General features: G+C 64.8%; 19 protein-coding genes. 10 read left to right on the forward strand and 9 right to left on the reverse strand.

Annotation, left to right across the window (positions count from 1 at the left end; translation table 11 throughout):
• Positions 1-139: 139 nt before the first annotated feature.
• Entirely contained in the window at positions 140-892 is a 753-nt protein-coding gene (gene rpsB, locus AWB65_RS22230) for a 30S ribosomal protein S2 (RefSeq protein ID WP_087669190.1), read from the reverse strand.
• Positions 893-1258: 366 nt separating this feature from the next.
• On the opposite strand from rpsB, the gene map reads away from it, so the two are divergent.
• The 4 genes from map to AWB65_RS22250 all read left to right on the forward strand — a co-directional run bounded on the left by map (position 1259) and on the right by AWB65_RS22250 (position 7417).
• On the forward strand, positions 1259-2068 hold the full coding sequence (gene map, locus AWB65_RS22235; protein WP_087669191.1) for a type I methionyl aminopeptidase: 810 nt from the start codon (positions 1259-1261) through the stop codon (positions 2066-2068).
• Positions 2069-2409: 341 nt separating this feature from the next.
• Positions 2410-4995, forward strand: a complete 2586-nt coding sequence (locus AWB65_RS22240; RefSeq protein WP_087669192.1) for a [protein-PII] uridylyltransferase — start codon at positions 2410-2412, stop codon at positions 4993-4995.
• A 6-nt stretch (positions 4996-5001) separates the two neighbouring features.
• Positions 5002-6990, forward strand: coding sequence for a pseudouridine synthase (locus AWB65_RS38030; RefSeq protein WP_087669193.1), 1989 nt, complete (start codon positions 5002-5004; stop codon positions 6988-6990).
• 193 nt (positions 6991-7183) lie between these two features.
• Positions 7184-7417: a hypothetical protein gene (locus AWB65_RS22250; RefSeq protein WP_087657985.1), complete on the forward strand. Its 234-nt coding sequence runs from the start codon at positions 7184-7186 to the stop codon at positions 7415-7417.
• Between the two features lie 51 nt (positions 7418-7468).
• On the opposite strand, the gene def is transcribed toward AWB65_RS22250, so the two are convergent.
• The 5 genes from def to AWB65_RS22275 all read right to left on the reverse strand — a co-directional run bounded on the left by def (position 7469) and on the right by AWB65_RS22275 (position 16383).
• Positions 7469-8002 carry a peptide deformylase gene (gene def / locus AWB65_RS22255; protein ID WP_087657984.1) on the reverse strand — a complete coding sequence of 178 codons (534 nt, stop codon included), beginning with the start codon at positions 8000-8002 and terminating at the stop codon, positions 7469-7471.
• Positions 7999-10077: an NAD-dependent DNA ligase LigA gene (ligA, locus tag AWB65_RS22260; protein ID WP_087669194.1), complete on the reverse strand. Its 2079-nt coding sequence runs from the start codon at positions 10075-10077 to the stop codon at positions 7999-8001. Before ligA ends, def begins: the two co-directional genes overlap by 4 nt.
• Positions 10078-10267: 190 nt before the next feature.
• A complete protein-coding gene (locus tag AWB65_RS22265; RefSeq protein ID WP_087669195.1) occupies positions 10268-11494 on the reverse strand; it encodes a cell division protein ZipA C-terminal FtsZ-binding domain-containing protein in 1227 nt (408 codons plus the stop codon).
• A gap of 137 nt (positions 11495-11631) precedes the next feature.
• Positions 11632-15153: a chromosome segregation protein SMC gene (gene smc, locus AWB65_RS22270; protein WP_087669231.1), complete on the reverse strand. Its 3522-nt coding sequence runs from the start codon at positions 15151-15153 to the stop codon at positions 11632-11634.
• 231 nt (positions 15154-15384) lie between these two features.
• Entirely contained in the window at positions 15385-16383 is a 999-nt protein-coding gene (locus AWB65_RS22275; protein ID WP_087669196.1) for a DMT family transporter, read from the reverse strand.
• Positions 16384-16937: 554 nt separating this feature from the next.
• Between AWB65_RS22275 and dapC the strand changes: the two genes are divergently transcribed.
• The 6 genes from dapC (at position 16938) to cls (ending at position 23102) form a co-directional block, all read left to right on the forward strand.
• Positions 16938-18158 carry a succinyldiaminopimelate transaminase gene (dapC, locus tag AWB65_RS22285; protein WP_087669198.1) on the forward strand — a complete coding sequence of 407 codons (1221 nt, stop codon included), beginning with the start codon at positions 16938-16940 and terminating at the stop codon, positions 18156-18158.
• Positions 18159-18188: 30 nt separating this feature from the next.
• The gene (gene dapD / locus AWB65_RS22290; protein WP_087657979.1) at positions 18189-19016 is read left to right on the forward strand and encodes a 2,3,4,5-tetrahydropyridine-2,6-dicarboxylate N-succinyltransferase; all 828 of its coding nucleotides are present in this window, start codon (positions 18189-18191) and stop codon (positions 19014-19016) included.
• 1 nt (position 19017) lies between these two features.
• Positions 19018-19377, forward strand: coding sequence for an ArsC family reductase (locus AWB65_RS22295; protein ID WP_087669199.1), 360 nt, complete (start codon positions 19018-19020; stop codon positions 19375-19377).
• A 77-nt stretch (positions 19378-19454) separates the two neighbouring features.
• Positions 19455-20594, forward strand: a complete 1140-nt coding sequence (dapE, locus tag AWB65_RS22300; RefSeq protein ID WP_087669200.1) for a succinyl-diaminopimelate desuccinylase — start codon at positions 19455-19457, stop codon at positions 20592-20594.
• An 18-nt stretch (positions 20595-20612) separates the two neighbouring features.
• Positions 20613-21497, forward strand: a complete 885-nt coding sequence (gene prmB, locus AWB65_RS22305) for a 50S ribosomal protein L3 N(5)-glutamine methyltransferase (protein WP_087669201.1) — start codon at positions 20613-20615, stop codon at positions 21495-21497.
• Positions 21498-21620: 123 nt separating this feature from the next.
• Complete coding sequence (cls, locus tag AWB65_RS22310) at positions 21621-23102, forward strand: cardiolipin synthase (RefSeq protein ID WP_087669202.1); 1482 nt, start codon at positions 21621-21623, stop codon at positions 23100-23102.
• 6 nt (positions 23103-23108) lie between these two features.
• Here the strand turns inward: cls and AWB65_RS22315 are convergent, their stop codons facing one another.
• From AWB65_RS22315 to AWB65_RS22325, 3 genes are all read right to left on the reverse strand, one after another.
• Positions 23109-23588 (reverse strand): glutathione peroxidase, encoded by a 480-nt coding sequence (locus tag AWB65_RS22315; protein ID WP_087669203.1) that lies wholly within the window; start codon positions 23586-23588, stop codon positions 23109-23111.
• A 73-nt stretch (positions 23589-23661) separates the two neighbouring features.
• Positions 23662-24762, reverse strand: coding sequence for a porin (locus tag AWB65_RS22320; RefSeq protein WP_087669204.1), 1101 nt, complete (start codon positions 24760-24762; stop codon positions 23662-23664).
• 101 nt (positions 24763-24863) lie between these two features.
• Positions 24864-26303 carry a coniferyl aldehyde dehydrogenase gene (locus tag AWB65_RS22325; protein ID WP_087669232.1) on the reverse strand — a complete coding sequence of 480 codons (1440 nt, stop codon included), beginning with the start codon at positions 26301-26303 and terminating at the stop codon, positions 24864-24866.
• Position 26304 lies beyond the last annotated feature (1 nt).

Consider the following 26304-nt stretch of genomic DNA (forward strand, 5'->3'; position numbering starts at 1 on the left):
GTTTGATACGTGCCGCCGGCGTAAAAGCTCGCGACAAAAAATTGGGGTACAGCTTGTACTACAGGGCGAACTCCGGTCGTCGGCTTAAAAAAAAGGGGCCTTTCACAAAGCCCCCTTTTTTGCCGGACGAGAGGGCTCTTTACGCCTCTGCGTTGACCTCGACGAACTCGTCGCCTTCGCCGCTGCGAGCAGCCTGGACGACTTCGTTCACCGCGTTCGCACGGCCTTCGAGGATCGCTTCGGCCACGCCTTGCGTGTACAGCGCGACGGCCTTGCTGGCGTCGTCGTTACCCGGGATCACGTAGTCGATGCCTTCCGGCGAGTGGTTCGTGTCGACCACGGCGATGACGGGGATGCCCAGCTTCTTCGCTTCGGTCACGGCAATCTTGTGATAGCCGACGTCGATCACGAAGATCGCGTCCGGAATGCCGCCCATGTCCTTCACGCCGCCGATCGACTTCTGCAGCTTGGCCATTTCGCGTTCGAACAGAAGCGCTTCCTTCTTGCTCATGCGCTCGGTTTCACCCGATTCCAGCGCTGCTTCCATGTCCTTCAGGCGCTTGATCGAAATCTTCAGCGTCTTGAAGTTGGTCAGCATGCCGCCGAGCCAGCGCGCGTTCACGAACGGCATGCCGGCGCGTTGCGCTTCTTCAGCGACCGTATCGCGCGACTGGCGCTTCGTGCCGACGAACAGGATCGTGCCGCGATTGGCTGCCAGTTGACGCACGTACTTCAGCGCGTCGTTATAAAGCGGCAGCGTCTTTTCGAGGTTGATAATGTGAATCTTGTTGCGATGACCGAAGATATAGGGGGCCATCTTCGGGTTCCAGAAGCGCGTTTGGTGACCGAAGTGGACACCGGCTTCCAGCATTTGACGCATGGTAACTGCCATGAAATTCTCCGCGAGGGTTGGGTCTTAAGCCGGCTGCCGCATCCCGCGCCCTTCCTGCCTTTCGGCCAGTTTTGGAAGGACGCCGGACACCCTGGGTGCGCCGGCTTGCGAATCAAGTCTGTTTCCTTGCGTGCTGGCTTTCGTTTTATCCGATTGACAGCGGTCGCAAAATGGATACCGACTTAGCCAAAGAGTATAGCACGGGCAAGTTACAGGGCTCAAGGTGGCTGGGCGAGCGGAAATCGCCTGGCAGGCCGCGGCGCCCGGCACCCGGAAACGCCCTGCCCATCAGCGCCTCCCGCCCTAAGGTGCGATAATGCCGCTTTCGCGCGACCGCGCCGCCTACACGATTTTGCCTACCCAGTCATGTCCATTACGCTGAAAAACGACCACGATATTGCGCAGATGCGCGTCGCCTGCCGCCTCGCCAGCGAAGTGCTCGACTTCATCACGCCTCACATCGTGGCGGGCGTGACGACCGGCGAACTCGACCGCCTGTGTCACGAGTACATGGTGCAGGAACAGGGCACCGTGCCCGCGCCGCTGAATTACCAGCCGCCCGGCTATCCGCCGTACCCGAAAGCCACTTGCATCTCGGTCAACGACGTGATCTGCCACGGTATCCCGGGCGAGAAGGCGCTGAAGAATGGCGACGCGCTCAATATCGACGTCACGGTCATCAAGCATGGCTATTTCGGCGATACGAGCCGCATGTTCATCGTCGGCGAAGGGTCGATTCTCGCGAAACGTCTCGTGCAGACCACCTTCGACTGCATGTGGCTCGGCATCGATCAGGTGCGGCCGGGCGCGCATCTCGGCGATATCGGCCACGCGATCCAGAAGCACGCCGAGTCGCAGGGATATAGCGTCGTGCGCGAATATTGCGGCCACGGCATCGGGCAGGTGTTTCACGAAGAGCCGCAAGTCTTGCATTACGGACGCCCGGGAACCGGTATCGAGCTCGAGGCGGGCATGATATTTACCGTCGAACCGATGATCAACGCCGGCCGCCGCGATATCCGCACGATGCCGGATCAGTGGACCGTCAAGACGCGCGACCGCAGTCTGTCGGCGCAGTGGGAACACACAGTGCTCGTCACGCCGACGGGGTATGACGTCCTGACCGTGTCGGCGGGAACGCAGGCGCCGTCGCAGTTGATTGCGGCTACGGCTTGAGTTGGCGGGTTTCCGCCAGGAGCGCGGGCCTCTGATTCGCGATAACGGCGCCCGAATTTCAAGACGGGCGAACTGACCGGGCACGGCAGCACCGAATGCGCGCGAAACTTCGCCGTGCTCCGCACCGTGAAGCGATTCGCTCGCGGACATGCGCCCGAGACCCGGCGGTCCGCCGCCGCAATCAGGGCAATGCTGGTAAAGCCCTGCTGACGCCCACAAAAACGTTGCCGCTTCCTGGCCGTCTTCAATATGCAGCGTCGCCTGGATCAAAAGAAGCACAAAACGCACTCGCAGGACCAAACCGCCGTTCCGTCCAACCGATCTTCCGCCCCGGTCCATCCATGAGCGTTACCGCCGTCGCCCCGCCCTGTGAATCGCTGAAGGCCGCTTTCAAGTTGGCAAAAACGGGTTTGCTCGAGCGCTTCCAGACCGCCTCGAACGTCGACGCGCTGATGCACGCCCTCGCCCGCGTCACCGACGACGCGCTGAAAGGCGCCTGGGACGCCTGCGAGATGCCGTCGTGGGCGGCGCTCGTCGCGGTGGGCGGCTACGGACGCGGCGAACTCGCGCCCTATTCCGACGTCGACATCCTCGTCCTCCTGCCCGATCACAAGCCCGCCGATTCGGGCGACGCCGAACTCACCGTTCGCATCGAGCGCTTCATTGGCATGGCGTGGGATCTGGGGCTCGATATCGGCAGCAGCGTGCGGTCGGTGGCGCAGTGCATCGACGAAGCGACGAACGACGTCACCGTGCTCACATCGCTGCTGGAGGCACGGCGCGTCTACGGCGACACGCCGCTTTTCCTGCTTTTCCGCGAGCGCTACCAGCAGACGCTCGACCCGCGCGCGTTCTTCCAGGCAAAAGTGCTGGAAATGCGTCAGCGTCACGCGAAATTCCAGGACACGCCTTACAGCCTCGAACCGAACATCAAGGAAAGTCCGGGCGGACTGCGCGATCTGCAGCTCATTTTGTGGATCTCGCGCGCGGCGGGCTTCGGCAGCAGTTGGCGCGAACTCGACCTGCGCGGCCTCATCACCGAACGCGAAGCGCGCGAACTGCGTCGCAACGAAGGCTTCCTGAAAATGCTGCGCGCGCGGCTGCACGTGATCGCGAAGCGTCGCCAGGACATTCTCGTGTTCGATTTGCAGACGGCGCTCGCCGAGAGCTTCGGCTTTCAGGCGACCGCAACAAAACGCGCGAGCGAGCAACTGATGCGCCGCTACTACTGGGCGGCGAAGGCCGTGACCCAGCTCGCGACGATCCTGATCCAGAACGTCGAAGCGCAGCTTTTCCCGACGACGAGCGGCATCACGCGCGTGATTTCGGGACGTTTCGTCGAGAAGCAGGGCATGCTCGAAATCGCTCGCGATGACGTTTTCGAGCGCGAGCCGCACGCGATTCTCGAGGCGTTTCTGCTCTACGAACAGACGCGCGGCATAAAAGGCCTCTCGGCGCGTACCCTGCGCGCAATCTACAACGCGCGCGATCTGATGGACCGCGACTGGCGCCGCGATCCGGAAAACCGCCGGCTCTTCGTGGAGATCCTGAAGCAACCGGAAGGCATCACGCACGCGCTGCGTCTGATGAACCAGACGAGCGTGCTCGGGCGTTATCTGCTGAATTTCCGGCGTATCGTCGGACAGATGCAGCACGATCTGTATCACGTCTACACCGTCGATCAGCACATTCTGATGGTGCTGCGCAATCTGCGGCGTTTCGCGATCGCCGAGCACGCGCACGAATATCCGTTCTGCAGCCAGTTGATGGGCAACTTCGAGCGGCCGTGGGTGCTCTACGTGGCGGCGCTGTTTCACGATATCGCGAAGGGCCGCGGCGGAGATCATTCGACGCTCGGCATGGCCGACGCGCGCCGCTTCTGCCGCGAACACGACATCGGCGCCGAGGACAGCGCGCTTGTCGTGTGGATGGTCGAGCAGCATCTGACGATGAGCCAGGTCGCGCAGAAGCAGGACACGAGCGATCCCGAGGTCATCAAACAGTTCGCCGCGCTCGTGAAAACCGAGCGCCGGCTGAGCGCGCTGTACCTGCTGACCGTCGCGGATATTCGGGGTACGAGCCCGAAAGTCTGGAACGCGTGGAAGGGCAAGCTGCTGGAAGACCTTTATCGCGCGACGCGCGCCGTGCTCGGCGGGGCCGAACCCGATGCGCATTCCGAGCTGAAATCGCGTCAGGAAGAGGCGCTCGCGCTGCTGCGGCTCGAAACGGTGCCGGAACATGCGGAGCGGCGGCTGTGGGACCAGCTCGACGTCGGCTATTTCCTGCGCCACGACGCCGCCGACATCGCCTGGCAGACGCGTGTTTTGTACAAGCACGTCGAGAGCGCGAAGCCGATCGTGCGCGCGCGGCCGTCGCCGATCGGAGCCGGGTTGCAGGTGCTCGTGTACGTGCCGGATCGGCCGGACCTGTTCGCGGCGATGTGCGGTTATTTCGACAAGAACGGCCTCTCCGTGCTCGATGCACGGGTGACGACGACCCGTCACGGCTTCGCGCTCGACAATTTTCTTGTCGCGCATCCGGAGCATGACGGGCATTATCGCGACATTGCGAATCTGGTCGAGGAACAGTTGAGCACGCTCCTGACGGCCGAGCGCATGTTGCCGGAGCCGTCGAAGGGACGTTTGTCGCGGCTCGTGCGCACTTTCCCGATTACGCCGCGTGTGGATTTGCGTCCCGACGAGCGCGGCCAGTACTACATCCTGTCCGTGTCGGCGAACGACCGGCAGGGCCTCCTTTATTCGATCGCGCGGGTTCTGGCCCAGCACCGGATCGGCGTGCAGGCGGCGCGGATCAACACGCTCGGCGAACGCGTCGAGGACGTGTTCCTGCTCGACGGCAAAGGCCTTTCCAGCAACCGGACCCAGATTCAGGTCGAAACCGAACTGCTGCGCGCGATCGCAGCCTGAGAAATTATGCGCGTCAAACTGACAGCCAAACATCCGCGCCCGGCCACGCCGGCACGCTCCCCTGTGCGTTCCGGTAGTGCCGCGGGGAGGAAACCTGTACGTGAGAATGTGGCGCCGGGGGATCGGCCCCGGCCGGGTGGGGATGAGCGGCGGCCGTTCAAGCCTCGCGGTGAGGAATCGCGGTCGGGTGATCGTGGTCCGCGGCCTTCGTTTGGCGATCGTGGGGCGGCGCGTGGTGACCGGCCGGGTGGCGATGAACGCCGTCCGTTTAAGCCGCGCGGAGAAGAGTCGCGGTCAGGTGAGCGTGGCCCGCGTCCCTCGTTTGGCGATCGTGGGGCGGCGCGCGGTGATCGGCCGGGTGGCGATGAACGCCGTCCGTTTAAGCCGCGCGGAGAAGAGTCGCGGTCAGGTGAGCGTGGCCCGCGTCCCTCGTTTGGTGATCGTGGGGCGCCGCGTGGCGACCGTCCGAGTGGTGATGAACGCCGTCCGTTTAAACCGCGTGGTGAGGATTCGCGGTCAGGCGATCGTGGTCCGCGTCCCTCATTTGGTGATCGCGGCGCACCGCGTGGCGACCGTCCGAGTGGTGATGAACGCCGTCCGTTTAAACCGCGCGGAGAAGAGTCGCGGTCAGGCGATCGTCGTCCTTCATTTGGCGATCGTGCCGCACCGCGCGGCGACCGGCCGAGTGGTGATGAACGCCGTCCGTTCAAAGCTCGCGGCGACGATTCACGGTCAGGTGATCGCGGTCCGCGCCCGTCGTTCGGCGATCGAGGCGCACCGCGCGGCGACCGTCCGAGTGGCGATGAACGCCGTCCGTTTAAACCGCGTGGGGAAGACTCGCGAACAGGCGATCGCGGCCCGCGCCCTTCATTTGGCGATCGCGCCGCCCCGCGCGGTGACCGTCCGAGCGGCGACGAGCGTCGTCCGTTCAAACCGCGCGGCGAAGACTCGCGAACAGGCGATCGCGGCCCTCGCCCTTCATTTGGCGATCGCGCCGCCCCGCGCGGCGACCGCCCAAGCGGAGACGAACGTCGTCCGTTCAAAGCTCGCGGCGAAGATTCGCGATCAGGTGATCGTGGTCCGCGTCCCTCTTTTGGCGACCGTGCCGCACCGCGCGGCGACCGCCCAGGCAACGACGAACGCCGCCCCTCGTCCAGCACCACCCCCCTGCCCCGAGCAGAGAAAAAACGCAAGGAACCCGCCATCTCCCCCGCCCGCATGGCGCGCGCCGGCGAAGAAGGCTTGGTTCGTCTCTCAAAGGTGATGTCCGAACTCGGCCTGTGCTCGCGCCGCGAAGCCGACGAGTGGATCGAAAAGGGCTGGGTGCTCGTCGACGGCCAGGTGATCGACACCCTTGGCACGCGCATCCGCCCGGACCAGAACGTCGAAGTCCTGCCGGCCGCGCACGCAGCCCAGTCGCAACAGGTGACGATCCTGGTGCACAAGCCGGTCGGCTATGTCTCCGGACAGGCCGAGGACGGCTACCAGCCCGCCGTCACGCTGATCAACCCGTCGAATCACTGGGCCGACGACCAGTCCGGCATCCGCTTCACGCCAAACCACTTGCGCACGCTCGCGCCGGCCGGCCGTCTCGATATCGATTCGACGGGCCTCCTCGTCCTCACGCAGGACGGACGCATCGCAAAGCAACTGATCGGCGGCCATTCGGAAGTGGACAAGGAATATCTCGTGCGCGTGAAATTTGGCGAGCACACGACCGACGTCGACCAGCATCTGCCTGCCGAGAGTCTCGCGCTGCTACGTCACGGCCTGGAACTCGACGACGTCCCGCTCAAGACCGCTCAGGTGAGCTGGCAAAACGGCGAACAGTTGCGCTTCGTGCTGCGCGAAGGCAAAAAGCGCCAGATTCGCCGCATGTGCGAACTGGTCGGGCTTGAAGTGGTCGGGCTGAAGCGAATCCGCATGGGTCGCGTCACGCTCGGCGCACTGCCGCCGGGGCAATGGCGTTATCTCGGACCGGATGAAGCGTTCTGATCTCGCAACCCACCAAAAATAAGTAGTAAAAAAACCACGAAATCGACGCGCACGCACCCCAATCGTGCGCGTCGATTTTTTTATGGATTTTTGATTAAAGAAAATATGTCATCCACCCGATAGGAAGGTAACGCCCTTTTTACCGCCTGCTGGGCGCGTATTCATGCTTCGCACGTCATTGGGGAGAACCGCCATGTCAGTTGAGATCATTGTTCGCGAAACCAAAACCGGCCTCGAAATCATCAGCGGCCGACGCCGGCTCGACGCGCTCCTCGCCCTGCGCGACGAAGTCGTCGTCATGAGCCCGGGCATCGGCGAGGTCGTCATTGCGCGACTGCCGGACGGGCGCTTGCAGGCATCGGCGAATCCCGAGCACGTGAAGCTCTTTCGCCAACCCGAAATCGGCGCGAAGAAAACGTTCGCCTGAAACGACGAAGGCCGCTCCCGGAGCGGCCTTCGTGTTTAAGAAAGCTACCGATCAATCGTCCCGCGGCGAGTCGAGCCCCGGGAACAGGATGTCGGTGAAGCCGAACTTCGAGAAGTCCGTGATCCGCATCGGATAGAGCTTGCCGATCAGGTGATCGCACTCGTGCTGCACGACGCGTGCGTGAAATCCCTCGGCCAGCCGGTCGATCGCGCCGCCGAACTGGTCGAAGCCCTGGTAGCGGATCATCGAGTACCGCTGCACGGCGCCGCGCAGGCCGGGCACGGACAGGCATCCTTCCCAGCCCTCCTCCATGTCGTGCGAATTCGGCGAAATGATCGGGTTGATCAGCACGGTTTCCGGCACGGACGGCGCGTCCGGGTATCGCTCGTTGTAGCCGAACCCGAAGATCACGACCTGCAGATCGACGCCGATCTGCGGCGCGGCGAGCCCCGCGCCGTTCGCGTCGCGCATCGTGTCGAACATGTCCTTGATGAGCTCGTGCAGTTCCTGGGTATCGAAATGCTCGACCGGCTCGGCAATGCGCAACAGCCGCGGATCGCCCATCTTCAGTATTTCGCGAATCATGGAGTCACTCCTTCCAAAAGCCTGCGCAACCCGTCTTCGTCGAGCACGGGGATGCCGAGATCCTCGGCCTTCGCGAGCTTGCTGCCCGCCTCCGCTCCCGCCACGACGTAATCGGTCTTTTTCGATACCGACCCGGCCACCTTCGCCCCGGCCGCTTCCAGCATCTCCTTCGCTTCCTCACGCGACAGCGCCGGCAGCGTGCCGGTCAGTACGACCGTCTTGCCCGCCAGTACGCCCTGCGGCGCTTTCGGCGCCGGCGGGCCTTCGGGCCACTCCACCTTTGCACGCAATTGCTCGATCACCTGCTGGTTGTGCGCTTCGCTGAAGAAATTGTGAATCGATTCGGCAACCACCGGCCCGACGTCGTTCACTTCCAGCAATTCTTCGACCGTGGCCGCGAGGATCGGGTCGAGCGAGCCGAAATGCTTCGCCAGATCCTTCGCCGTCGATTCGCCGACGTGCCGGATACCGAGCGCGTAAATGAAGCGCGCCAGCGTTGTTTTACGGGCTTTTTCGAGCGAATCGAGCAGGTTTTGCGCGGATTTGTCGGCGAAACGGTCGAGTGCGGCGAGCGTCGAGAAGCCGAGGATGAAGAGATCAGCGGGCGTGCGCACGAGGTTCTGCTCAACCAGCTGGTCGATGATCTTTTCGCCCAGGCCGTCGATATCCAGCGCGCGACGCTGCGCAAAATGCCACAGCGCCTGCTTGCGTTGCGCGGGGCAAAAAAGGCCGCCAGTGCACCGCGCGATCGCTTCGTCCGGCAGACGTTCGATCTTCGAGCCGCAGACCGGGCACTCGGTCGGCATGACGAATTCGTGCGCGTCGTCGGGACGGCGGTCCAAGATCGCGCCGACCACTTCGGGAATCACGTCACCCGCGCGGCGAACGATCACCGTGTCGCCGATGCGGATGTCCTTGCGGCGCACTTCATCCTCGTTGTGCAGCGTGGCGTTCGTGACCGTCGCCCCGCCGACGAAAATCGGCGCGAGCCGCGCGACCGGCGTAATCGCGCCCGTGCGGCCGACCTGGACGTCGATCGCGAGCAGTTGCGTGAGCGCTTCCTGCGCCGGAAACTTGTGCGCGAGCGCGAAGCGCGGCGCGCGCGAGACAAAGCCGAGCTTGTCCTGCTCGTCGCGCGGGTTGACCTTGTAGACGACGCCGTCGATGTCGTACGGCAAGCCGTCGCGTTTCTCGCCGGTTTTCGCGAAGAAGTCGAGCAGGCCTTGCGCCCCTTCGACCACGCCCCGTTCCGAATTCACCGGCAAGCCTAATTCGACGTACCAGTCGAGCAACGCGGAATGCGTCGGCGGCATTTCGGCGCCTTCGAGCACGCCGATGCCGTATGCGAAGAACGAGAGGGGCCGCTGCGCCGTCATCTTCGGATCGAGCTGGCGCAGGCTGCCCGCCGCCGCGTTACGCGGATTCGCGAACTCGCGATGCTCGGCCTCGCGCTGCCGCGCGTTCAGCCGCTCGAAATCGCGCTTGAACATCAGCGCTTCGCCGCGCACGTCGAGGCGCTTCGGCACATTCTTGCCCTTCAGCTTGAGCGGAATCGAGCGGATCGTGCGGACGTTGCCCGTCACGTCCTCGCCCGTCGCGCCGTCGCCGCGCGTGGCGGCCTGCACGAGGCGGCCGTCGTCGTAGCGCAGCGAGATCGCCAAACCGTCGAATTTCAGCTCGCACGCGTACTGCACCGGCGCGTGGCCGAGCGCGTCGGACACACGCTTGTCGAACGCGACGATGTCTTCCTCGGCAAAGCCGTTGTTGAGCGACAGCATCGGCACGTCGTGGACGACCGGCTCGAAGCCCGCCGCCACCTGGCCGCCGACGCGCTGCGTCGGCGAATCGGGTGTGATGAGCTCCGGCTGGTCGGCCTCGATCTGCTGGAGTTCCTTGAACAGCGTGTCGTATTCGGCGTCGGGTAAATCCGGCTGGTCGAGCACGTAGTACGCGTAGTTCGCGCGCTCCAGTTCCGAGCGCAGCCACGCGGCGCGCTCCGCCGGACGCTCGGCGCTCGGCACCGGGGCGGCGGACTTCGACTTGGCGGCGGACTCGGCTTTCGTTTTTGCGGACATGCGTAGCAAGACGGAAATGGTTTGGACTAAGAGAAATCCGACCGTTCGATTGTCTCAGAAGATCGGTAAATCGTGGCATCGGCCAGATGGCCAGCGGCGTCGCAACCTGTGCGCCGCCGTGCGGACGCGCACAAAAAAACGCGCTCCGTGGAGCGCGATTCGTGTCGAAAGCGTCGCAGGCAGCGCAGGGTTACTGGCTGAACAACCGTCGCGTCGCGGGCGAACCCGCCGGAATGCCGGCCTGCTCCAGCTTTGCGTAGAGCGTCATCAACTGCTTTTCGATCGCGAGCAGCGCCGATTCGGGCAGCGGCCGGCGCTGGTCGTCGACGACACGCGCGCCGATCCGCTCGGACAGTGACTTTGCGTAATCGCACATCAGGCGGAACGGCAGGATGTCTTCGTCGGCGACGGGCACGTCGAGCACCAGCGTGATCATCTGGCCGCCCTTGTACGTGAGGTCGTCGCGCAGGAAGTTGGTGTCGCCGAACTGGAGCATGAAGACCGGATTCTGCTTGGCGTCGAGCTTGACGAAGCGCGTGCCGTCGCGCGAGAGCAGCAGGCCGTCCTGCGACGCCACCGCCTGCACGTAGTTCGCCGACCAAGGCGCGCCGTCGGAAAGGATGTTGATCGACAGTTGCGCGTCGCACTGGGCGGCGAACGCGTCGAGTTCGCGCGCCATGCCGACGGTTTCCAGCATGTCGGGAAAATCAGGCGCGCCGTCGATGGCATCGGCGAAACGCTGCACGCCCGTAACGAATTCCGAGAACTCCAGCTCGTTCAACGGCCCGCTACGGTTCGCCAGTTGCGCCGCCGCGCGCAATTCCGCATAGCGCGCGCCGTTCTTGAGCAGTTCCCAAGTGGTCTCGCCTTCGGGCTGACCTTCGATGTTCACCGGCTTGCTGCCCGCGCGGCGCAGGCGCTGGGCGAGCGGCACGAGCTTGTCGCCGGCGATCGGCGCGTTGAGCCGAATCGGCACGACGCAATCGATACGGCGATCCACGAGCGCGGGCGGCGCCGATGAAATCGTCGTCGCGGCGGGGAGGATCGGCTCGTCGCGTTCGTCCTCGATTTGCGCTTCGCCGTTCGTCGACGTCGCCTCGGCTTGCAGGTCGACGGCCGTATCGGCCGGGGCGACGCCCGGCATCGGCGCGCCGCCAAAACTCGGTTCGAGGCGCGATTCGCTGTTCTCGCTGGTTTCGGCTTCGCCCATCGCGGGCTCGCGGCGCGTGGGCCGCACCGGCTCGATGAACGGATGCTCTTCGTCCGCATCCTGGCGCGCGAGCGTATCCGCGGCTTCGTCGGGCATCGGACGGGGCATCCTGCGGCGCACCTTTGCGCTCTGCCATGCGTTGTAAACCACGACGCCGCCCACCACCACGGCACCGGCGCCGATCAAACCGAGTGTCAACTCGTCCATGCACGCTCCATCATTCTTTTGATTGCGATGCGCCGCGCGATCTGTCGCGCACGCCGTGTTCGGCGTGCGCAGACTCCGCGCCTGCGCGCTCGGGGCCGGATGTTCGATCCCGCCCCGTCCTGTTTCATAAAAACATGTCAGCCAGCATTCTGTGCGAATCCGGCTGCCGATTCCATGTCAACGGCAACGATCCGCGATACGCCCTGCTCCTGCATCGTCACGCCGATCAATTGCTGCGCCATCTCCATCGCGATCTTGTTGTGCGAGATGAAGAGGAACTGCGTCTTGGCGGACATGGCGCGCACGAGATTCGCGAAACGCTCGGTGTTGGCGTCGTCGAGCGGCGCGTCCACTTCGTCCAGCAGGCAGAACGGCGCGGGATTCAACTGGAACATCGCGAAGACGAGCGCGGTGGCCGTCAGCGCCTTTTCGCCGCCCGAGAGCAGGTGGATCGTCGAATTCTTCTTGCCGGGCGGTTGCGCCATCACCTGCACGCCGGCGTCGAGAATTTCGTCGCCGGTCATGATGAGTTTCGCCTGCCCGCCGCCGAAAAGGCGCGGGAAAAGCTCGCCGAAGTGGTGATTCACCTCGTCGAACGTGCCTTGCAGAAGCGCGCGCGTTTCCTGGTCGATCTTGTGGATCGCGTCTTCCAGCGTGTTGATTGCATGATTCAGGTCGGCCGATTGCGCGTCGAGGAAGTCCTTGCGCTCGCTCGCCGACGCCAGTTCTTCGAGCGCCGCCATGTTGACGGGGCCGAGCGCCGTGATCGCGTTGCTCAGGCGCGTGACCTCGCCCTGCAGATAAGACGGCTTCATGTCCGCCGTGAGCTTCGCCTGCAACTCGGCCTCATCGACGCCCACCGCCTGCAACTGCTCGACGAACTGCTCGCCGCTGATGCGCGCCGCCTGCTCTTTCAACTGCAAGTCGCCGATGCGCTCGCGCAAAGGCTGCAGCGAACGCTCGGCGGTCAGGCGCGCTTCGTCGGACTGACGCAGACGTGCCGTGAGATCGTCGAGTTCGATGCGCGCCGCGTGCAGCGCCTCTTCCTTGACCGCGCGGATTTCGAGCGCGTCCTGCAGACCGGTGTGCGCGGTCTGCTCGTTGATTGTTTCGAGCTCGGCGCGCGCGTCTTCCAGCGCCCCCGCGACGCGTTCGCTCTGGTCGTGCGCCGTCTCGATATTGCGTTTGAACTCGTCGATCTTGGCCGCGAGCCCGCGCACCGCGAAGCCCGCGTCGGAGGCCGCGCGTTCGAGATCGCGCGCTTCCTGGCGGGCGTTCGTAAGCGTTTCGTCGAGGGCTTCGAAGGCGAGCTGGTTGTCCTCGAAGCGCGCCTGCAATTCGGCGAGTTCGGCGTCGTGACGCTCGAAATTCGCCTCCGATTCCGCCCGCAGCGCGCGCTGTTCGTCGATCTGCGAGGTGATTTCCTCCAGTTCCTCGCGAATCTGCGTGCTGCGCTGCGTGTAGCGCTCGTGCGCCTGCGTGAGCTTCAGCACGTCGAGCTGCAAGGCGTGGACGCGCTGCGTCGCGCGCTCGGCGGCGGAACGCGCGTCCGACAACGCGTGCGATGCCGCCGTGTGCGCCGCCTCGGCGCGCACGGCGGCAGCTTTCGCTTCGTCGGCAAGGAGCGCCTGTGCGCGCACCTGAAGCGTCAGGTTCTCGATTTCCTGCTGGCGCGCGAGCATGCCGGCCTGCTCGGAATCGGCGGCGTAGAGCTGCACGCCGACGCGCGTCACCATGTGCCCCGCCTTCACCACGAACGCGCCGCCCTCCGGCAGTTGCATGCGCGACGCCAGCGCCTGAGCGATATCGTCCGCGACGAAGGTCGTGCCGAGCCAGTCGTTCAACACGGCGCGAATGCCCGGATCGTCGATGCGAACCAGAGACAGCAGCGAGCGCAAGCCCGCTGGCGTTTCGAGCAGCGGACGACCGGCTGGCGGCGGCGCGTAGAACGCGAGCTTGGCGGGCGGCGCATCGGTGGCGAATGCCTTCACCCAGTCGAGATTCGACACTTCCAGCGCCGCGATCCGCTCGCGCAGCGCGGCTTCTAGCGCCGTTTCCCAGCCCGCCTCGATATGCAGCTTCTTCCAGAGACGCGGCAGACCGCCAAGCTCGTGCTTGTCGAGCCACGGCTGAATCTTGCCTTCGGTCTGGACGTTTTCCTGAAGCTGCTTCAATGCCGCGAGCCGCGCTTCCAGTTGATGAATCTGCGCGCTTTCCGATTGCACGCGCTCCTGCGCCGAGCGGCGCTCGCCATCGAGACGCGGCAACGTGGACTGCGCATCGGCGAGACGCGTTTGGGCGTCGGCGAGAATCTCTTCGTGTTCGGCGAGCTGCATGCGCAACTCTTCGAGCTGGGCCTCGTCAGGCGCGTCGAGACCGCCCGCTTCGCTCTTTAACCGTTCGTGGCGCTGCTGCAGTTGCTGCAACTGCTGATCGGCGTTGCGCTGGTGCGCCGCTTCCAGCTTGAGCGCCTGCTCCGTCTGAGCGATGCCGGCGCGTTCGTCGTTGAGCTTCGTCTGCGCGTCGCGAAAACGCGCTTCGAGCGCCGGCAGTTCGTCATGCTTCGCCGCCGCCGTTTCCTGCGCGACCGCCGCCTTTTCCTCGCCGATCGCCAGAGCTTCCTCTGCGTCGTCGATCTCAGCGCGCGCCCGCTCCGCCTGCATCTGCCACTGCTCGCGCTGGGCGCTGAGCGCGGCAATCTGTGCCTGCACGCGATTGCGTGATTCGACGATGAAGCGGATCTCCGCCTCCAGCCGGCTCACCTCGGAATTGGCTTCGTAGAGTGCGCCCTGAGCGCCCTGCATCGCGTCGCTCGCGCTGTAATGCGCGACGCGCAGCGTCTCCAATTGTGCTTCGACTTCGCGCAGATGCGCCGTCTGCCGTTCGAGATCGACCTGCGCCTCGCGGATCGCGCGCTGCTGGCGCTCCGACTCGTTGCCCGCCTCGTTCTTGCGCAGAAGCCACAACAGACGCTGCTTTTCCTCGCCTTCGGCCTGCAACTGCTTGTACTTCGTCGCGACGACCGCCTGCGCTTCGAGCTTTTCGAGATTCGCGCTCAATTCGCGAACGATATCCTCGACGCGCGTCAGATTTTCCCGCGTGTCATGCAGACGATTCTCGGTTTCGCGACGCCGTTCCTTGTACTTCGACACCCCCGCCGCTTCTTCGAGGAACACGCGCAACTCTTCCGGCTTCGCCTCGATGATCCGCGCGATCATGCCCTGCCCGATGATCGCGTAGGCGCGCGGGCCGAGACCCGTGCCGAGGAAGATGTCCTGGATGTCGCGGCGCCGGGCCGGCAGGTTGTTGATGTAGTAGCTGGAGGTGCCGTCGCGCGTGAGCACGCGTTTCACGGCGATTTCGCCGTAGGTGCTCCACTGGCCGGCGGCGCGGCCGTCGGCGTTGTCGAAGATCAGTTCGACGCTGGCGCGGCTGCCGGGCTTGCGCGCCGTCGAGCCGTTGAAGATCACGTCCTGCATCGATTCGCCGCGCAATTCGGAGGCGCGCGATTCGCCGAGCACCCAGCGCACGGCATCGATGATGTTGGACTTGCCACAGCCATTGGGCCCCACGACGCCGACCAGCTGGCCGGGGACCTGGAAATGCGTGGGATCGACGAATGACTTGAAGCCAGCGAGTTTTATCGAGGTCAGACGCACGGCGATATCGCTGTTGGAAAAGAATGCTTGGGCGTATCTCTGATACGGGGCCGGCGGGACTGGCGCGCGCGGTTTCGATGTCTCGATGCATGCGCGGCTGGCCGTGTCGCCGGTCGAATCGCTCGGGCTTGCGCTGCGCTCGATATGCAATCGGCGCGCAATCAACGACTTAGGACCGCTTTGCGGATTTGTCCGATTGACTGGTCGGCGCGGCCCGGCGAGCGGTCACAATCATACCATCGCGCGTTGTGATTTCTTTTTGGCTGAGGCGTCGCCGGAGGGCTCTTTTAGCGGGTCTGCCGGGTCGATCGGCTGCAGCGCTTCGAGTGGCCCGACCGGCGCGCGATCGCGATGCACCCAGCTCGACAGCACGCACGCCACGACGATGCACGCACCGCCCGCCCACTCGCGCGGCCCCGGCACTTCACCCGCGAAGGCCCACGCCGAGAGCGCCGTCACGACGAGCTCGAACAGCATGATGATCGACGCGCGATTGGCCGGCACCTTCGCCAGACCGACCTGCACGAGCATGTTGTTCGACGCCAGCACGACGCCCAGCCCGATCACGATGAACACGACCGTGCCCATCTGCGAGGCGGCGGGCGGCGTGGGCATCGCTTCGAACAAGGTGGCGAACGCCGCGACGATCGCCGCGCCGCCGAAGATCGTCGCGGTGCGCATTTCGGCCTTCATGTCGGGTAGCACGCGGCAAATCTTGACGATCAGCACGTTGCTCATCGCGAAACCCATGCCGGCCATCAAACCCGCCCATTCGGCCAGGTTCGCGGGCAGCGGCATGCCGAGTTCGGGCGACCAGAGCATCGTCATCGCGCCCGCCAGCGACAGGCCCGCGAGCGCGACGCCCGAGCGCGTGAGCCGCTCGTGCAGGATGAAGTGCGCGAAAACGGCGGTCCACGCCGGAGTCAGATAGAAGAGCAGCAGCACGCGCATCACCTGCCCGTGAATCGCGCCCCACACGAAGCCGATGTTCGTCACGCCCGCCGCGAACGCGAGCGCGGCGAGCAGCCAGTGCCACGAGACCGTGCGGATCGCGTGGCGGCGCAGCGCGAGGACGAAGAGGCACGCGGCGGCGCTCGTCGTCGCGCTGGCTGCCGTGCCGGAGAGGCCGAGCGCGGCAAGCATGCGCATCGGATACCAGATGACGCCCCACACCGACGCGCCGAGCATGATGGCGAGGGTCGGCAGGGTGTTTTTAAGGCGCTGGTTCATTGCGATGCGCCTCGGCGTGTTTGGAAGCGCTGGTTTGCTGGCGGCAGGACGGCTGAACCAGCGCGGCGCTGCAGCATAAGCGGGTGGCGTTCGCCTGAAACCTCAAGGCCTGCAAGGCGCCGCTCAAAGTGACCCCCGCAGTGGAGCGCGCCACGCGATGCCATGCACGAGCCGAGCCAATCCACCCTGCGCCTCGAAACCGTCTCTATTTCACCGAGCCTCTGCGCCGCCCCCGGCGCGAAGCTTCTTTCTTCACATGACTGCATTCACCGCTCCGTCTTTCGTGCCATGCGCTTTCGCGCGCTTTGTCCGTCTGTCGCCGCGCCCGGCAGACCCTTCTGTGTCGCGCCTTTCCGCCGGAATGTCGTAATCCGTCGCTGTATAATCGAATGCTTCGTCGCCCACGCGCGACAGCGCTTTCCGACGTCCCGAGCCGCGGTCCGCCGCCGCCGATTGCCGTTTCCAGTCGCCGCGAACGTAGCGCGAGCGGTCCCGGTCAATCGCCAGGCAAGCCGTGCCAAGTCCCTCATTTGCCGTTGTCCCGACGACTCGCCGTGAATCCACTTCTGCAGAAACTTCAGCCGTATCCGTTCGAAAAGCTGCGGGCGCTCTTCCAGGGCATCGAACCGCGCGCCGGTTTGAAGCCGATCAGCTTCGGTATCGGCGAGCCGAAGCATCCGACGCCCCCGCTCGTGCGCGATGCCGTCGTGAACGCGCTCGGCGGCTTGTCATCGTATCCCGCGACGATTGGAAGCGAGCCGCTCCGGCAAGCCATCGCGACGTGGGTGAAGACGCGCTACCACCTTCCGGCGGTCGATGCCGCGACCGAAGTGCTGCCCGTTTCCGGCTCGCGCGAGGCGCTTTTCGCGCTGGCGCAAACGGTGATCGACAGCCGCTCGACCGACCCGGCTGAACCGCCGATCGTACTCTGTCCGAACCCGTTCTACCAAATCTACGAAGGCGCGGCGCTGCTCGCAGGCGCCGAGCCGTACTTCGTGAACAGCGACCCGGCACGCAATTTCGCCTGCGACTATTCGGCCGTCCCCGACGCCATCTGGGCGCGCACGCAGTTGCTGTACGTCTGCTCGCCGGGCAATCCGACGGGCGCGGTCCTCACGCTCGACGACTGGCGCGAGCTCTTCGCGCTGTCGGACAAGCACGGCTTCGTGATCGCCTCCGACGAGTGCTACTCCGAGATCTATTTCGACGAAGCGTCGCCTCCGCTCGGCGGCCTGGAAGCGGCGCACACGCTGGGGCGCGGTTTCGAGCGCCTCGTGATGCTTTCGAGCCTGTCGAAGCGATCGAACGTGCCGGGCATGCGCTCGGGCTTCGTCGCGGGCGATGCGTCGATTCTCAAAAAATTCCTGCTCTACCGCACGTATCATGGCGCGGCGCTCTCCACCGTGTTCCAGACGGCGAGCATCGCCGCCTGGCAGGATGAAACGCACGTGCGCGACAACCGCGCGAAATATCTGCAAAAATTCACGACCGTCACGCCGATGCTCGCCGAAGTCCTCGACGTGCGCCTGCCCGACGCCGCGTTCTATTTGTGGGCGAACGTCGGGCGCACGGGCCTCACGGACACCGCGTTCGCCGCGCGTCTCTACGCCGACTATAATGTGACGGTTCTGCCGGGCTCCTTTCTCGCGCGCACCGCGCACGGCACGAATCCCGGCGAGGGGTTCGTGCGCATCGCGCTCGTCGCCGACGTCGACGAATGCGTCGAGGGCGCCCGCCGCATCGTCGAGTTCTGTCGCCAGCTCGCGCAGCCGTAACCTTCCACCTCCATCACCGATACCACCGACATGTCGCAACAACTTCAGCAGATCATCGATAACGCCTGGGAAAACCGCGCCGAGCTGTCGCCGAAAGCCGCGCCCGCGGAAGTGCGCGACGCTGTCGCTCACGCCATCGAGCAGTTGGACAAAGGCCAGCTTCGCGTCGCCGAGAAGAAAGACGGCGACTGGGTCGTCAACCAGTGGCTCAAGAAGGCCGTGCTGCTGTCGTTCCGCCTGGAAGACAACGCGCCGATGCCGGCGGGCGGATACAGCCAGTTTTACGACAAAGTGCCGTCGAAGTTCGCCAACTACACGGCTGAAGATTTCGCGGCGGGTGGTTTCCGCGTCGTGCCGCCGGCCATCGCGCGCCGCGGCTCGTTCATCGCGAAAAACGTCGTGCTGATGCCGTCGTACACGAACATCGGCGCCTACGTCGACGAAGGCTCGATGGTCGACACGTGGGCCACCGTCGGCTCGTGCGCGCAGATCGGCAAGAACGTGCATTTGTCGGGCGGCGTGGGCATCGGCGGCGTGCTGGAGCCGCTGCAGGCGAACCCCGTCATCATCGAGGACAACTGCTTCATCGGCGCGCGCTCGGAAGTGGTGGAAGGCGTGATCGTCGAGGAAAACTCGGTCATTTCGATGGGCGTCTATCTCGGCCAGAGCACCAAGATCTACGATCGCGAGACCGGTTCGGTCACGTATGGCCGCATTCCGGCGGGTTCGGTGGTGGTCGCGGGCAATCTGCCGTCGAAGGACGGTTCGCACAGCCTCTACTGCGCCGTGATCGTAAAGAAGGTCGACGCCAAGACGCGCGCGAAGGTCGGCCTGAACGAGTTGCTGCGAGGCGACTGACGTGGCGAAGAAAACCGTCGTCTACGGCATTCCGAACTGCGACACCGTGAAAAAAGCACGCGTGTGGCTGGAAGAGCACGGCGTGCCGTTCGAATTCCACGACTTCAAGAAGGCGGGAGTCTCGACGGCGCTCGTGCAGGACTGGCTGAAGGACGTGTCGCTCGATGAGCTGATCAACCGGCGCGGCACGACCTGGCGCGGCCTGTCCGACACCTACAAGGCTGAAGCCGGCACGACCGCCGGCGCGATCGCGCTGATGATCCACAAGCCGTCGATCATCAAGCGGCCGGTCGTCGTCGTGAACGGCCGCGTGAAGACGCTCGGGTTTTCGGCCGAGCAGTACGAAACGCTGTTCGCCTGACCCCGACGCCCCGGCGTCGCGTCGATTAACGCAAAGCCGGCCGCCGCGCCGGCATTTTTATTGAAAGTGGTCCATCCATGTCCGGCACCCTCCTCCTCACCGAAGACCTGATCGCGCGCGCCTCCGTCACGCCCGATGACCAGCACTGTCAGGCGCTTCTGACCGAGCGGCTCGCCGCGATCGGCTTCGACTGCGAGACCATCGAATCCAGCGGGGTCACGAACCTGTGGGCCGTGAAACGCGGCATCGACGGCACGAAAGGCAAGCTTCTCGCGTTCGCCGGCCACACCGACGTCGTGCCGACCGGTCCGCTCGAACAGTGGACATCGCCGCCCTTCACGCCGACCCATCGCGACGGCAAGCTCTTCGGACGTGGCGCGGCTGACATGAAAACGTCGATCGCGGCGTTCGTCGTGTCGAGCGAGGAGTTCGTGAAGGCGCATCCCGAGCATCGCGGCTCGCTCGCGTTCCTCATCACGAGCGACGAGGAAGGCCCCGCGACCGACGGCACCGTGAAAGTCGTCGAAGCCCTGAAGGCGCGCGGTGAGCGCATAGACTACTGCATCGTCGGCGAACCGACTTCTTCTGCCACGCTCGGCGACATGGTCAAGAACGGCCGGCGCGGCTCGATGTCGGGCAAGCTCGTCGTAAAGGGCGTGCAGGGGCATATCGCGTATCCGCATCTCGCGAAGAATCCGATTCACCTGCTCGCGCCCGCGCTCGCGGAGCTCGTCGCCGAGCATTGGGACGAAGGCAATGAATACTTCCCGCCCACGACGTGGCAAGTGTCGAACCTGACGAGCGGCACGGGCGCGACCAACGTGATCCCCGGCCACGCGGACCTGATGTTCAACTTCCGCTTTTCCACGGCGAGCACGGTGGAAGGCCTGCAGTCGCGCGTCCACGCGATCCTCGACAAGCACGAACTCGACTACGACCTCGCCTGGACCGTCAGCGGCCTGCCCTTCCTCACGCCGCGCGGCTCGCTCTCGAACGCGCTCGAAAAAGCAATCCACGATGAAACCGGCGTGCGCACCGAACTGTCTACGACGGGTGGGACGTCGGATGGCCGCTTCATCGCGCGCATCTGCGATCAGGTGGTGGAATTCGGGCCGCCGAACGGCAGCATCCACAAGATCGACGAACATATCGAAGTGAAATTCATCGAGCCGCTAAAGAACGTGTACCGCCGCGTGCTCGAACAACTGATCGCGTAAAAAACAAGGAGCCTGACGATGGCGCTGCCCTTCACCACCGTGCGTGACCTGCTGCGCTTCGGCGTGTCCCGGTTCACCGAAGCCGGATTGTCGTTCGGCCACGGCTCGTCGAATGCGTACGACGAAGCCGCGTACCTGATTCTTCACACGTTGCACCTGCCGCTCGACACGCTCGAACCGTTCCTCGACGCGCGCCTGCTCGACAACGAAATCGACGCCGTCATGAAAGTGATCGAGCGCCGCGCGAAGGATCGCGTGCCGGCGGCGTACATCACACACGAGGCGTGGATGCACGGGCATCGCTTCTACGTTGACGAACGCGTGATCGTGCCGCGCTCGTTTATCGGCGAATTGCTCCAGGACGGCTTGCAACCGTACGTCGCCGATCCCGATCAGGTCACGCGCGTGCTGGAACTGTGCACCGGCTCCGGGTGTCTCGCCATCCTCGCCGCCCAAGCGTTCGAGAACGCCGACATCGACGCGGTCGACATTTCGCCCGCTGCACTCGAAGTCGCGCATCGCAACGTGGACGACTACGGCCTCGACGACCGCATCGCGCTCTACGAAGGCGACCTCTTCGCGCCGCTGCCGGGCGTGCGCTATGAAGTGATCGTCACGAATCCGCCGTACGTGAACGCCACCGCGATGAGCAACCTGCCCGCCGAGTACCGCCACGAGCCGGAACTGGCGCTTGCGGGCGGCGCGGACGGCATGGACGTGGTGCGGCGGATCGTCGCCGAGGCGGGCAAGTGGCTGACCGAAGACGGCGTGCTCGTGGTCGAGATCGGCAACGAGCGGGAAAACGTGGAAGCGTCGCTGGGCGGGCTCGACCTCGTGTGGCTTTCGACTTCCGCCGGCGACGACAACGTCTTCCTGATCCAGGCCGGCGACCTGCCCGGCTGAGCGCTTGAGCGCGCGCGACGACGGGCCGCAAGCGCCCTGCCTTCTGTAAGATGACGCAACGTCGGCCGGTGCCTTGAATGCACCGGCCAGTCCCCCGATCGCCACGCCCGGCCGCGCGCATCCATGCAATTCGCAGACTGGCTCCACCTCGGCACTTTCGTCATGGCGGCACACGTGCTCGGCACGATCGCCGCGTGCCATGCCGTGCTCAACACGCGCACGTCGCAAGGGGCGGTGGCGTGGGCCGTGTCGCTTGTCGCGATGCCGTATTTCACGCTGATCCCGTATCTCTTCCTCGGCCGCAGCAAGTTCGCCGGCTATATCGACGAACGCCGTCTCGAAAACGAAATCCTGCGCAGCCGCTCGCATCCCGCCGAGTGGGAATCGGGCGATGCCACCGACTCGGGCGCGCTGCAGAACGTGTCGAGCGTGCGCGGCGTCGCGGCGCCCGGCCCCGCCGAATATCTGGGCCATCCGGCCATCCGCACGCTCACGCGCCTCTCCGGCATGCCGTTCCTGCGCGGCAACGCGGTGCGCGTCCTGATCAACGGCGATGCCACTTTTTCCGCGATCCTCGGCGCCATCGAAGCCGCCGAGCATTATGTGATCGTGCAGTTCTTCATCGTGCGCGCGGATGCGCTCGGGCAGTTGCTGAAGGAGACGCTGATCGCGAAGGCGCAGGCGGGCGTGCGCGTGTACTTCCTCTATGACAGCATAGGCAGCTTCGACCTGCCGCATCACTACGTAGGCGCATTGCGTGGCGCGGGCGTGGAAGTGCACAAGTTCGCGACCAAGCGCGTGTTCGTCAACCGCTTCCAGATCAACTTCCGCAATCACCGGAAGATCGTCGTGGTGGACGGCGAGCGCGCATTCGTCGGCGGGCACAACGTGGGCGTCGAGTATCTCGGCGGCAATCCGCGGCTCTCGCCGTGGCGCGATACGCATATCGAAGTGCGCGGTCCCGCCGTGGCGAGCATCCAGTTCGTCTTTATCGAAGACTGGTACTGGGCGACCCAGCGCCTGCCGGAAGTCGGCCCGACGACGCGCTGCCCCGACGACATGCACTGCCTGGTGCTGTCGAGCGGCCCCGCCGACAAGCAGGAAACCTGCTCGCTCTTCTTCGTCGAAGCGATCAACGCCGCGCACAAGCGCATCTGGATCACGACGCCCTACCTGATCCCCGACGAAGCCGTGTTCTCGGCGCTGCGCCTCGCGGTGATGCGCGGCGTGGACGTGCGCATTTTGATTCCGAGCCGGCGCGACCATCGCGTGGTGTTCGCGGCGTCGAAGCTTTATGCCTACGACGCCGTGATGGCGGGCGTGCGCATCTTCCGCTACCGGCCGGGATTCCTGCACCAGAAGGTCGTGCTCGTCGACGACATCGCCGCCGCTATCGGCAGCGCGAATCTCGACAATCGCTCGTTTCGCCTGAACTTCGAAATCATGGTGCTGACGGTGGACCGGCGCTTCGCCGCCGAGGTCGAAACGATGCTGCTCGACGACTTCGCGGAGTCATACGAGATCGATCAGGACGATTACCGTCTGGCCCCTGCATGGCGGCGCATCGCGATGCACGTCGCGCGGCTTTTCTCGCCGATTCTCTGAAAGCGCTTAAAGCAGCTTCTCGACCTCATCGGTGATCGACTCGGGCTTCGTGATCGGCGCGAAACGCTTGACGACATTGCCCTCGCGATCGACGAGAAACTTCGTGAAATTCCACTTGATCGCCTCGATGCCGAGCACGCCCGGCTCCTTCTCCGTCAGATACTTGTAGAGCGGATGCGCGTTCGCACCGTTGACGTCGATCTTCGCGAACATCGGGAACGTGACGCCGTAGTTCTTCTCGCAGAAGCTGCCGATCTGCGCGGCGTCGCCGGGTTCCTGCTTCCCGAACTGGTTGCACGGAAAGCCGAGCACTTCCAGGCCGCGCGCCGCATAGCGCGCATATAGCTCCTGCAAGCCCTTGTATTGCGGCGTGAACCCGCATTCGCTCGCCGTGTTGACGATCAGCATGACCTTGCCGCGGTACTTGTCGAGCGCGACGGTCTGGCCGTCGAGCGTGTCGGCCGTGAAGGCGTAGAGAGAGTCCATTCGATGCTCCGCGAGGTAAAAATCCAGTCTAAGCGAAATTCCCCGCGCGAGCATCCGGCCGAATGGTATAGGCTCAAAACACGTGCCGCATGCCGAGCATCGCGCCGAGCTGGTTGCCCGTCCCCGCCGAACTCGGCGCGTTGATGCCCTGCAACTGCGCGCCGATCAACCCGCCGCGATAGTCCGCGTAATCGACTTCTGCGTACACGCTCGTGCGCTTCGAGAGCCCGTAATCGAGGACCATCTGATACTGCGTCGCCGAGCCGTCCTTCGATGCGGTCTGGCCGTCCTGCAGCGTGCGCCACACGTTGCCGGAAATGTGCGTCAAGTCGCCGACCTGCTGCGTCACGCCGCCGAAGTACATGCGGCGCTTCGAGAAATCCGTGTACTTGAGCGCGGCGAGCGCGGCCGGCGTGAACGGCCCGTTCGGATAGGACGAGAATCCCGCGTCCAGCCGGTTCTCCACGTAGCCCGCATTGAAGCGCGTATTGCCCCACAGATACGACGCGCCGAGCGTCCAGGCCTTTGAGTGCGCGCCGTTGTTGGCGTCGGTGGCATCGACCCAGGCGGCCGCCGCGCGGAACGGCCCGCCCGAAGAATATTCGAGCATCGCGCCCATCTGCCGCCCGTGGCTGAACTCGCCCGCCACGTTGCCGAACGAATACGACAGCTCCACCTGCACGAACTCGTAGCGCGCGACGTATTTCGCCATGTTGCTGCTCCAGACGCCCTCGGCCATCGTCGCTTCGGGCTTGAAGACGTACACCGTCGGCAACCACGCGTTCGAACTGTAGTTGCGCACCATCGCGTCGGCGAGCGGGTTGAACTGGCGGCCGAGCGTGAGCCGCCCGGCTTTCGCCGACTGCAACCCGACGAACGCCGTATTGAAGAACGGATAGGCGGGGTCGGTGATGCCGCTGTTCGGGAAGAAGCGGTTCTCAATCTGGAAGACGGCTTTCAGGCCGCCGCCCAGGTCTTCGGTGCCCTTCAGGCCGAACATGCTCTCCGACAACCCGCCGTTGCCGAGGCCGACCTTGTCGTCGCCCTTGGCGTTGGCGTTCGTCACATAGCGCACGTTTTCATCGATGAGGCCGTAGAGCGTCACGGTCGATTGCGCGCAGGCCGTGCTCAAGTCGAGCGCAAGCGCCGCGCCCAGCAGACAGGCTCGTTTCATATTGATCTCCTCCTGATTCTTTGTCTCGTGTGTGTTTTTTGTGCGAGCACTTTCCTGGCGATGAATTCGCCATGAACGTGCTCGCCGGTGCAGCCGAACGACTAGCCGATCACGCGCAGAAGCTTCAGCATTTGCTCGAAGCGCGCGCCGTACGGCGGATACATGAAGCGCATGCCATTGATGCGCGATTGGAGGAACACGGGCTTCTCCTTCGACAGGGCGCGAAACCCCCATTCGCCGTGGTACGCACCCACGCCGCTCGCGCCCACGCCGCCGAACGGCTGCGCTTCCTGCCCGAAGTGCCAGAGACAATCGTTGATGGTCGCGCCGCCTGAAACCGTCTCGTTCAGCACGCGATCGCGATTGGCGGTATCGCGCCCGTACCAATAGAGTGCGAGCGGCCGGTCGCGCGCCGCGACGAACCTGATCGCGTCGCCGACATCGCCGCCATAGGTCAGCACCGGCAGAAGTGGTCCGAAGATTTCCTCCTGCATCACGGCCATGTCGGGTTTGACGTCGAGCAACAGCGTCGGCGGGAGACGCCAGCCGCCGAGAGGCGCTTTAACGTCCTTGCCCGCCTCGCCGAGCGGCACGCAGAGTGCGCCTCGCTTGCGCGCATCGCCGATCAGGCCGGTCAGCCGCCGAAACTGCCGTTCGTTGATGATCGACGTGTAGTCGGGATTGCTCGCCGCCGCCGGAAAGAGACGTTGCGCCGCCGTGATCAGTGCCTTCGCGAACGCATCGCGCGACGCAACCGGCACAAGTGCGTAGTCAGGCGCGATGCAGGTCTGCCCGGCGTTGAGCAGCTTGCCGTAGACGAGGCTCGCGGCGGCAGCATCCAGATCAGCGGACGGATCGATGATCGCCGGCGACTTGCCGCCGAGTTCGAGCGTGACGGGCGTGAGATTCGCCGCCGCCGCGAGCGCGACGCGCCGCCCGACCGCCGTCGATCCGGTGAACACGAGGTGATCGAACGGCAGTTGCGAGAAGGCCTCCGCCGCCTCGACGCCGCCCGTGACGATCGCGAATTCGTCGGCCTGGAAATAGCGCGGCGCCGCTTCGCGCAGCGCTTCGGCGAAACGCGGCGTGAACTCCGACAGCTTCACCATCACGCGATTGCCCGCCGCGAGCGCGGGCACGACCGGTCCCATCGACAACTGATACGGATAGTTCCACGGCGCGATCACGCCGACGACGCCGAGCGGCTGGCGCATCAGCACGTTGCGCCCCGGCCGGAACGACAGCGAGGTCGGCGCGCGACGCGTCTTCATCCAGCCGCGCAGATGTTTGCGCGCATGGCGGATCGCCGACAGGATCATCTCGAAGTCGATGAGCCGCGTCTCGTGCGTCGAGCGATGGCCGAAGTCCTCGCGAATCGCCTCGACCAGACGCGGCGCCTCGCGCTCGGTCATGCGTTCGAGGCGCGCGAGCCGGTCGAGTCGCAGCGCGAGATCGGGCGGTGGCGACGCGAGGCACGCGGCGCGCTGGAGGTCGAAACGCGCGCGCAGGTTATCGGCCGTGGGCGGTATTTCCAGACGCATG

This window comes from Caballeronia humi, from assembly GCF_001544475.1.
Taxonomy (GTDB): Bacteria; Pseudomonadota; Gammaproteobacteria; order Burkholderiales; family Burkholderiaceae; genus Caballeronia; species Caballeronia humi.

What these genes read in the sequence shown, in the direction of transcription:
- AWB65_RS22315 (WP_087669203.1), bottom strand. Translation starts at nt 23,588, where the DNA reads ATGGACTCTCTCTACGCCTTCACGGCCGACACGCTCGACGGCCAGACC.
- AWB65_RS22320 (WP_087669204.1), bottom strand. Translation starts at nt 24,762, where the DNA reads ATGAAACGAGCCTGTCTGCTGGGCGCGGCGCTTGCGCTCGACTTGAGC.
- rpsB (WP_087669190.1), bottom strand. Translation starts at nt 892, where the DNA reads ATGGCAGTTACCATGCGTCAAATGCTGGAAGCCGGTGTCCACTTCGGT.
- AWB65_RS38030 (WP_087669193.1), top strand. Translation starts at nt 5,002, where the DNA reads ATGCGCGTCAAACTGACAGCCAAACATCCGCGCCCGGCCACGCCGGCA.
- cls (WP_087669202.1), top strand. Translation starts at nt 21,621, where the DNA reads ATGCAATTCGCAGACTGGCTCCACCTCGGCACTTTCGTCATGGCGGCA.
- def (WP_087657984.1), bottom strand. Translation starts at nt 8,002, where the DNA reads ATGATTCGCGAAATACTGAAGATGGGCGATCCGCGGCTGTTGCGCATT.
- dapE (WP_087669200.1), top strand. Translation starts at nt 19,455, where the DNA reads ATGTCCGGCACCCTCCTCCTCACCGAAGACCTGATCGCGCGCGCCTCC.
- AWB65_RS22325 (WP_087669232.1), bottom strand. Translation starts at nt 26,303, where the DNA reads ATGCGTCTGGAAATACCGCCCACGGCCGATAACCTGCGCGCGCGTTTC.
- ligA (WP_087669194.1), bottom strand. Translation starts at nt 10,077, where the DNA reads ATGTCCGCAAAAACGAAAGCCGAGTCCGCCGCCAAGTCGAAGTCCGCC.
- AWB65_RS22275 (WP_087669196.1), bottom strand. Translation starts at nt 16,383, where the DNA reads ATGAACCAGCGCCTTAAAAACACCCTGCCGACCCTCGCCATCATGCTC.
- prmB (WP_087669201.1), top strand. Translation starts at nt 20,613, where the DNA reads ATGGCGCTGCCCTTCACCACCGTGCGTGACCTGCTGCGCTTCGGCGTG.
- AWB65_RS22240 (WP_087669192.1), top strand. Translation starts at nt 2,410, where the DNA reads ATGAGCGTTACCGCCGTCGCCCCGCCCTGTGAATCGCTGAAGGCCGCT.
- AWB65_RS22265 (WP_087669195.1), bottom strand. Translation starts at nt 11,494, where the DNA reads ATGGACGAGTTGACACTCGGTTTGATCGGCGCCGGTGCCGTGGTGGTG.
- AWB65_RS22250 (WP_087657985.1), top strand. Translation starts at nt 7,184, where the DNA reads ATGTCAGTTGAGATCATTGTTCGCGAAACCAAAACCGGCCTCGAAATC.
- map (WP_087669191.1), top strand. Translation starts at nt 1,259, where the DNA reads ATGTCCATTACGCTGAAAAACGACCACGATATTGCGCAGATGCGCGTC.
- dapD (WP_087657979.1), top strand. Translation starts at nt 18,189, where the DNA reads ATGTCGCAACAACTTCAGCAGATCATCGATAACGCCTGGGAAAACCGC.